At 46.4% G+C, this 8,217-nt stretch carries 11 protein-coding genes; 9 read left to right on the top strand and 2 right to left on the bottom strand.

Annotation, left to right across the window (positions count from 1 at the left end; all coding sequences use genetic code 11):
* Positions 1–135 precede the first annotated feature (135 nt).
* The 4 genes from B3O33_RS09840 to B3O33_RS09825 are packed head-to-tail and all read left to right on the top strand — an operon-like array spanning position 136 to position 2,268.
* Positions 136–573 (top strand): YybH family protein, encoded by a 438-nt coding sequence (locus tag B3O33_RS09840; RefSeq protein ID WP_292361576.1) that lies wholly within the window; start codon positions 136–138, stop codon positions 571–573.
* A 10-nt stretch (positions 574–583) separates the two neighbouring features.
* Positions 584–1,420, top strand: coding sequence for a YciI family protein (locus B3O33_RS09835; protein WP_292361575.1), 837 nt, complete (start codon positions 584–586; stop codon positions 1,418–1,420).
* A 1-nt stretch (position 1,421) separates the two neighbouring features.
* A complete protein-coding gene (locus tag B3O33_RS09830; protein WP_292361574.1) occupies positions 1,422–1,796 on the top strand; it encodes a YciI family protein in 375 nt (124 codons plus the stop codon).
* Between the two features lies 1 nt (position 1,797).
* A complete protein-coding gene (locus B3O33_RS09825) occupies positions 1,798–2,268 on the top strand; it encodes a VOC family protein (protein ID WP_292361573.1) in 471 nt (156 codons plus the stop codon).
* Here the strand turns inward: B3O33_RS09825 and B3O33_RS09820 are convergent.
* Positions 2,253–3,254: a permease gene (locus tag B3O33_RS09820; RefSeq protein WP_292361572.1), complete on the bottom strand. Its 1,002-nt coding sequence runs from the start codon at positions 3,252–3,254 to the stop codon at positions 2,253–2,255. The two genes, B3O33_RS09825 and B3O33_RS09820, sit on opposite strands and share 16 nt — an antisense overlap.
* Before the next feature lie 101 nt (positions 3,255–3,355).
* Between B3O33_RS09820 and B3O33_RS09815 the strand changes: the two genes are divergently transcribed.
* Together B3O33_RS09815 and B3O33_RS09810 are read left to right on the top strand one after the other, a co-directional pair.
* Positions 3,356–3,679 (top strand): ArsR/SmtB family transcription factor, encoded by a 324-nt coding sequence (locus tag B3O33_RS09815; RefSeq protein WP_292361571.1) that lies wholly within the window; start codon positions 3,356–3,358, stop codon positions 3,677–3,679.
* Positions 3,680–3,807: 128 nt separating this feature from the next.
* Positions 3,808–4,149, top strand: coding sequence for a zinc ribbon domain-containing protein YjdM (locus tag B3O33_RS09810; protein ID WP_292361570.1), 342 nt, complete (start codon positions 3,808–3,810; stop codon positions 4,147–4,149).
* Between the two features lie 64 nt (positions 4,150–4,213).
* On the opposite strand, the gene B3O33_RS09805 is transcribed toward B3O33_RS09810, so the two are convergent.
* Positions 4,214–4,507, bottom strand: coding sequence for a DUF4282 domain-containing protein (locus B3O33_RS09805; RefSeq protein WP_292363511.1), 294 nt, complete (start codon positions 4,505–4,507; stop codon positions 4,214–4,216).
* Positions 4,508–4,691: 184 nt separating this feature from the next.
* On the opposite strand from B3O33_RS09805, the gene B3O33_RS09800 reads away from it, so the two are divergent.
* The 3 genes from B3O33_RS09800 to B3O33_RS09790 all read left to right on the top strand — a co-directional run.
* Positions 4,692–6,032 (top strand): paraquat-inducible protein A, encoded by a 1,341-nt coding sequence (locus tag B3O33_RS09800; RefSeq protein ID WP_292361568.1) that lies wholly within the window; start codon positions 4,692–4,694, stop codon positions 6,030–6,032.
* A complete protein-coding gene (pqiB, locus tag B3O33_RS09795; RefSeq protein ID WP_292361567.1) occupies positions 6,025–7,698 on the top strand; it encodes an intermembrane transport protein PqiB in 1,674 nt (557 codons plus the stop codon). Before B3O33_RS09800 ends, pqiB begins: the two co-directional genes overlap by 8 nt.
* Positions 7,699–7,710: 12 nt before the next feature.
* A partial coding sequence (locus tag B3O33_RS09790; RefSeq protein ID WP_292363510.1) for a PqiC family protein occupies positions 7,711–8,217 on the top strand: 507 nt, incomplete at its 3' end.

The raw sequence follows: 8,217 nt of genomic DNA, 5'->3' as shown, positions 1-8,217 counted from the left end.
AGACGATTAGACCAATTGGATTAATAAGGGACATACCCGGCATTTAAAAAATATTTCCGTGCTGTCGATTTTGCTGTTTTACATTCGACTAGTTAATAAGACCCACATTGCGGGGCTTTTAAACTGGAGGAAAAGATGAACGCAAAAACTGAAATTGAACACCAACTGGAAAACTGGAAACAAGCAGTTCTCAGCCAGAGCCTAGAAACAATTATGCCTTGTTATGCTGAAGATGTCCGGGCATTTGATGCGATTGCTGAACTGCAATTTACCCATCGCAGCAAGTATGAGACGCATTGGCAAAACTGCTTACAGATGTGCACCATGACGCAATTTGAAATCGGCCAGATTGATATCAAAGTGGATGGTGATCTAGCCGTGTGTTTTTTTCTTAATCAATGTGGCGGTATTGATGATAAAACCGGTGAAGAGCAGGTAGGCTGGGTCCGTGGAACACAGGTTTATCAAAAGCGTGATAACAAATGGTTGATTGTTCACGAGCATTTTTCATTGCCCTTTGATATGGCAACCGGTGCAGCTATGTTCCATCTGACACCCGAAACATCATGGTAAGGAGACCAAAATGAAATTTATGATTTTACGTAAGGCTGATAAACATACCGAAAACGGCGTCATGCCCAGTGAAGACTTGTTATCCGCGATGGGTGACTACAATATGCAACTGGCACAAGCTGGCATATTACGAGCCGGTGAAGGTTTAAAACCCTCTGCTGAAGCCGCCCGTATTCAATTCCAGCAGGGCAAGCCAATCATCACTGATGGGCCATTTACCGAGACCAAAGAAGTCTTGGCTGGCTTTACCATTATTGAGGTTAATTCCAAAGAGGAAGCGCTGGACTGGGTGAAACGCTGGCCGGTGGAAGATGCCGATGGCAATGTTGAACTGGAACTCAGACAGCTCTATGAAATGAGTGATTTTGCTGAAGGTCCGGGCTTACAGAAACATATTGATCTCGACCAGAAACGTCGTAAACAACCGCTTTCCACCAGTTCTTATCTGTTATTTGATGGCAACTGCCGGGAGGCGTTTGAGTTTTATGCCGAGGTGTTAGGTGGCGGTATCGTCATGATGATGAGCGGAGGCGAATCACCCATGGCAGACGACATGCCCGCCGAGTTTGCTGACAAAGTCATGCATGTCTCTCTGCAGGTCGGCAATTGGATGTTAATGGGCTCTGATTGCCCCCCCGGCATGTTTGAAAAACCGCAAGGCTTTCATGTGCAGATTGCTTTTGAAGATGAACAGCAGGCGGAAACCACCTTTAATCAACTGGCGGAAGATGGCATAGTCCAAATGCCATTTGAACCGACTTTCTGGGCTAAACGCTTTGGCATGCTGGTCGATCGGTTTGGCACGCCATGGATGATTAATTGCGGACAATGCTTACAAGGAAATTAAGATGAAATATCTGGCTTTGGTGTACTACCAGGAAAATATTATGAACGCAATGTCTCAGCAGGAATGGGACAGTCTGAATCAGGAATGTATAGCCTGTAGTGAAAAACTGCAAAACAGTGGCCATATGCTGGATGGTTCAGCGTTGCAATCAGTTGAAACCGCGACCACCCTTCGGGTTCGCAATGGCAAGGTCACAGTGACCGATGGGCCTTTTGCCGAAACCAAAGAGCAACTGGCCGGGTTTTATTTACTGGAAGCTCGCGATATCAATGAAGCCATTCAACTGGCCGGTAATATTCCTCCAGCCCGTTACGGCAGTATTGAAATCCGTCCAGTGCGTGAGTTGCAAACCGAGCAAAACATCAGAGGAGGCTGAGATGCAGAAAATCACGCCCTGTCTGTGGTTTAACGACCATGCCCAACAAGCTGTTGCCTTTTATCTGTCAGTATTTGGCGGTGAGGAAGTGGACCGACTGTATTACAACAGTGCAGGTCCTGGCCCTGATGGTTCGGTGCTTTCCATTACCTTCCGCATCGAAGGTCAGGAATTTATTGCGCTGAATGGCGGTGCTGACGTGGCCTTTAATCATGCACTGTCTTTGTTGGTCGGTTGCGAGAACCAAGCTGAAATAGATCGGCTCTGGGAGAGATTGTTAGTCAATGGTGGCAAGACATTGCACTGCGGCTGGGTACAGGATCAGTTTGGCGTGTGCTGGCAGATTGTGCCGACCATGCTGGATAAAATGCTGCAGGATAAACAGCGTGCTCCAGCAGTTATGTCAGCATTACTGTCGATGAACAAGCTGGATATCCTGAAACTCGAAGCAGCCTATCAGAATAGCAAATAAGTCAGATAACCCGCGGCAATAGCCATGGTCATCACCACAGCAACAAAGGCCACTAATAAACGCGTTTTGAATAATGAACGCAATAATATCAATTCCGTCAGACTGGCTCCGGCGCTGCCAATGATCAAGGCCATCACTGTCCCTGCCCCAACGCCTTTGGCTAATAATGAATAAGCCAAGGGAATCACGGCTTCAGCACGGATATACAACGGCACGCCGATAATCGCTGCCAATGGGATAGCGAAAGGATTATCACTGCCCGCATAGTGCTGCAGAAAATCGGTTGGCACAAAACCATAAATCACACTGCCAATCACTATCCCCACCAGTAAATACGGTAATACATCGATAAAATCCGACCAGGCTTGTTTGCTGATACGTTGAAATGGTGTTGTAGCAACCGGTTTATTATCACAACAATCGTCAGATTGGTTTTCAGCTGAGCAACATCCGGTCCCCTTATCTATAGTGTCTGTTGCTGACTCACCGCGACTTGCTGATTCTGCTGATGAACCGCAGCAGAAATCTGCCACTTTACTATTTTCGTAATGCGTATCCCGTACATAGCGTTCAAAGCCAATTTGGTTTAATAACCAGCCTCCACTCACGGAAACGATAAAAGCAGATATGACATAAACCAGCGTCAACTGCATCCCGAACGTCGCGAAAAGCAACACCACAATAATCGGGTTCAGCAATGGCGAAGCAAACAAAAACACCATCATCGGGCCAAACCCGGCTCGGGCTTTAATCAGCCCTTTCAGAATGGGTATGGTTGAGCAACTGCAAAAAGGCGTGATAGCGCCTAAACCTGCTGCAATTAAGTACCCACGACGTCGCTGATGACCGAGCAGACTCTGAATTTTTTCAGCGGGAATTTTCCATTGCACCAACCCCACCAGAACGCTCACTACGAGAAACAAAATTGAGAGTTCAATAGCTAAAAAAGCAAACATCCCTAACGCATCATGTAGATTCTGGCTCATCTTTAAATCCTATATTTCTAGAAAAATAGAAATATAAAATAACTTGCTTGTTTTATCTGTGTCAACTAAATTTCCATAAAAATCGAAATATAGGAGAAATCATGACCCATGACGAAGCAGCTTTGAGTTTGGCCGAGTTAGGCAATAGCAGTCGTCTGGCTATTTTCCGGTATCTGGTAAAAGCGGGACATGAAGGTGTGCCGGTTGGTGATATCCAGCGTAGTTTAGCCATACCGGGCTCTACTCTCTCCCATCATTTAACCAAAATGGCGCATGCGGATCTGATTATTCAGGATAAAAAAGGGCGCAGCATTTGCTGCAAGCCAAACTTTCCTCATCTGGAAAAGCTGATGGACTATCTGAAAGAAGAATGTTGTCAGGGTCATCAACCACCCGAAACCGAAACAAACTCCTGTGATTGTTAACGCATTTTTCGACCCTAACATTGACCAGCGATGCATCTTAATTTTTTGATCATGAGCAAAAAAATGGCCGTTCGCGTACTATATCGCGCGATGCCGCCGACGCGCTGGCTTATTAAATGAGGTTTGAAATGAGTGGTTTACCCAATTGTCCGAAGTGTGATTCTGAATATACCTATCAGGATGGCAATATTCTGATTTGCCCGGAATGCTCTTATGAATGGTCAGCCGATCAGGTGATGGACAAGGGCGAAGCCTCAAATGAGATTATCGATGCCAATGGCAATGTGTTACAGGATGGTGACACCGTAACGGTCATCAAAGATCTGAAAGTGAAAGGTTCGTCATTGGTGGTGAAAGTTGGTACCAAAGTCAAAAACATCCGCCTTGTGGATGGCGACCACGATATTGACTGCAAAATTGATGGCATTGGTGCGATGAAACTTAAATCGCAATTTGTGAAGAAAGTCTGATGTCATGCCGCCTTGCTAACAAAAATGCAAAGGGCTCTGTGAAGAGCCCTTTTTTGTGGACGATTTACTGATCTGCCACTTTTTTCATATTTTCATTGATTTTGAATAATACGATAAGCAGTTCACACCAGATGCGAGCGCCTACGGCACCTGCCAACATGGTAAAGATCCCCATTAAAAAACTGCCAAAGCCTCCAGCGAACATCATGCCAAGACCGGAAACCAGCGCGGCAACTAATAACAACCAGTAAACCAGCGTAATGATTTTCGGTGTTAACATGGAATCGAAAAACAGAATATCTCGCACTTCTTTCTCTCCTAGATTAATGAGTGGATGGCAGTATTCTTTAACCAACATCCTTTTCAGGATTCAGGGGCATCACAGCACCCTATGGCAATAAATGAACAGCGTTTTTAATTCAATGTCATATCAAAAGAACGGTATGTAACCTCTGTCTGCTGATGACCGACATATCTATTACCAATGCGTATAATGCCATTTTTTACCTTTCATTTGTTGGCCGACATCACGGAAAACTGAATTGAAGCACACTGCAACTGCCAATAATCTGTCTGCCGATATTGCCCCGGCATCACCGGAAAGCCGAACTTCGTTAAGAAGAATGCGCGCTTGCCATGAATGTGACTGGGTAGTGGTTTTGCCAACATTACGCCCGGGCGAACATGCGACCTGTCCACGCTGCGGGCATATTCTGGTTCGTCGACACTTTCGTCCTGCTCAGCGCAGCATGGCCTTAGCGTTAAGTGCATTAATCGCTTTGATTCTGGCGATCTCCTTTCCGTTTGTCAGCTTTGAAGCCAGAGGTATTGGCAATAATATTGAACTCACCCAAACAGCGACCAGCATGATTGGTTTTCATCAGCCGCTGGTGGCGATCATTGTGGCCTTAACCATTATCGTATTACCTGCCGTTTATTTATGCGGAGTGATTTGGTTGCAACTGGGTTTACTGCGTGCAGCGCCCTTTCCATTCAGCCGTGGCATTGCCCGTTCACTTACTCATCTGAACCCATGGATGATGGCCGATGTGTTTATTATCGCGGCGCTGGTCAGCCTGATTAAAATTGCCGGTATGGCACAGATTATCTTAGGCGTATCATTCTGGGCATTTTGTGCGTTTGCTATCCTGTTATTAATGACGACCCGATCGATTGATGCAGATTGGATGTGGTTCTCACTGGCCGGAGAGCCACAGGCTCCTAAAGCTATTCGCACCGGAGAAACCGCAGCATCTCAAGGCTTGGCAGGTTGTTCAACCTGCGGTTTGATTAACGAACTCGATGACTCAGGTCATGGACATTGTCGTCGATGTGGTGAAGCTTTGCATTTACGCTTACCACACAGCCTGCAACGAACCTGGGCGCTTTTGGCCGCCGCCATCGTGATGTATATTCCGGCTAACGTCTATCCAATCATGACGACAACATTATTAGGACAGAGTAACCCTTCTACCATCATTGGTGGCGTGATTGAGTTATCGCAAAAAGGATCGTGGCCCATCGCCGCCGTGATTTTTTTCGCCAGTATTGTCGTACCGGTGGGCAAAATACTGGCATTAATCTGGCTGTCTATTGTGGTGCAAAAAAGTAGCGAACTGATGGCGAACACAAGAACCAAACTATATCGGATAACTGAATTTATTGGCCGTTGGTCCATGGTAGATTTATTTGTAGTCGCTATACTGGTGGCATTAATCAGAGCCGGTAATCTCATGTCGATTACCCCCGGTCCGGCTGCATTAGCGTTTGGTGCCGTTGTGATTTTAACCATGCTGGCCGCAATGACATTTGATCCACGGTTGATATGGGACTCGCCCCAAACAGCGAGAAAACAGCCGTCCAAGGAAACCATCAATGAGTGATGCACCCGTCACCACCGACGAAAAACCAACTGACCTGCACAAAGCCAGATCCGGCAAACAATCCCGGTTTTCACCTATCTGGATTATCCCCATTGTGGCCTTAATGATTGGATTGTGGCTGATATATGACAATTACACGCGCATTGGCCCCAGAATCACTTTGACCATGGCCAATGCAGAGGGCATCGAAGCCGGTAAAACCATGATCAAAACGCGTAATGTCGATATTGGCCAGGTTGAAAAGGTTCGTCTATCTGATGATTTAACCCACACCCAAATCATTGCCCGTATCAATCCGGAAGCTGAACCAATGCTGGTCGATGATTCACGTTTCTGGGTGGTCAAACCACGTATCGGACGTGAAGGTATCAGTGGACTGAATACAGTACTTTCTGGTGCTTATATCCAATTACAGCCCGGAGAAAGCACTATCGAAGAACGCCAATTTGAGGTTTTGGAACAACCTCCCATATCCACACTGGGTGTTCAGGGCTTGCGCATCAAACTCATCAGCCAACTCGGTAATTCTTTGCGGGTAGGTGATCCAGTAACCTATCAGGGCTTTAATGTAGGCCGTGTCGAAAGCGCAGAATTTGACAGTGAACGCCGGGAAATGCGCCACCAGCTATTTATTGAAAGCCCTTATGATGTTTTGGTCACCGAAAGTACCCGCTTCTGGTCAGCAAGTGGGGTCGATTTAAAACTGGACTCAGAAGGCTTCAAGGTCAATATCGCCTCTATGGAAGCGTTATTAGGAGGTGGCGTCACTTTTGGCGTGCTCGAAAACTTACCGATTGGCGCTCCCGCTGAAGCGGACACTACATTTACCTTGTATGGTGATGAAGAAAGTGCGCGTCAGGAAGCCTATACCCAATACCTTGAATATGTGCTGTTAATTGAAGATACCGTCCGCGGGCTTTCCAAGGGCGCTCCTGTAGAGTTTCGCGGGATCCGCATCGGCACCGTTTCCAGTGTACCGTGGAAGTTCACTTCCCCTGAACGTAATGCGCAGAGTGGCTTTGCCATTCCGGTGTTAATTCGTCTGGAACCCCAACGACTGGGCGGTAATGAAAAAGTTGATATCAAGGAATGGCAAGCTCGATTTGATCGCATGCTCAATGCAGGCTTAAGAGCCACACTTAAATCCGGTAATCTGCTGACCGGTTCGTTATTTGTCGATCTTAATTTTCAGCGTGATGATAAAGTTGAGTTTGTAGCCAGAACGTTTGAAGGTCATCAGGTGTTGCCAACGACTTCAACAGGTTTGGCACAAATTGAACTGAAGGTCTCTAATTTGCTGGATAAACTGAATCAGCTGGAAGTCGAGCCGATTTTAACCGGCATGGATCGTAACCTGGAAAGCTCTGAAACGATGCTGAAAGAAATCCGTGATCTGACAGCCAGCATTCAGACATTGGTCAATGCGTCAGAAACCCAGGAAATTCCAGCCAATATCAATCAGACATTGGCTGAAATTCGTACCACGCTGCAAGGCTTGTCACCTGATTCTTCGGCTTATCAGGAGATGACCGGTACCCTGCAACGACTGGAAAAACTGTTGCGGGATATTCAGCCCGTTGCCAAAACCTTGGGCGAACAACCCAATGCACTGATTTTTGATCGTCGTAACAGCAGCGATCCGTTACCTAGAGCCCCGACTGAATAATCAGGATGTCCCATGTTATTAACATTTTTTAAAACGTTATTTAGCGCTCTGCTTCTAATGAGTCTGGTGGCTTGCACTACCAAACCTGTCAATACTGAGCGTTATAATCTGCCTGAAACTGCTCAAGCTATGACACAGGTTTCAACCAGTGCTGAGCAGGTATTAGTCATTGGATCTATCCGTCTGGCCGAATTTCTGGATAGTGATCGTATTGTGCTACAACTGGACGATATTACCCTGCATCAGGCAAGAGAAAATCTTTGGGCAGAAAATCTGGCTCAACAAATACGTCGTGGTCTGCGTAACCGTTTGAGTTCACAGCTTCAAAATACATTAGTGGTCTCAGATAGCCGTGGATTGAAACAGGATGCGTTAACTTTACAGCTGGAGATTGAACAGTTTCAGGGCCATTTTAACGGCAAGGCCGTCAGCAGTGGACAATGGCAGCTTCAAGACAACCAGGGACACCTGCTGGCTATTTCACCATTCAATATAGAAACCACCTTGGCTACCGATGGT

Origin of the sequence: Methylophaga sp. UBA1464, from assembly GCF_002325665.1 — a bacterium.
In the GTDB taxonomy this organism is placed as follows: Bacteria; Pseudomonadota; Gammaproteobacteria; order Nitrosococcales; family Methylophagaceae; genus Methylophaga.
The sequence above is the reverse complement of the archived record's forward strand: the minus strand, read 5'-3'. Positions and strand labels throughout refer to the sequence as shown.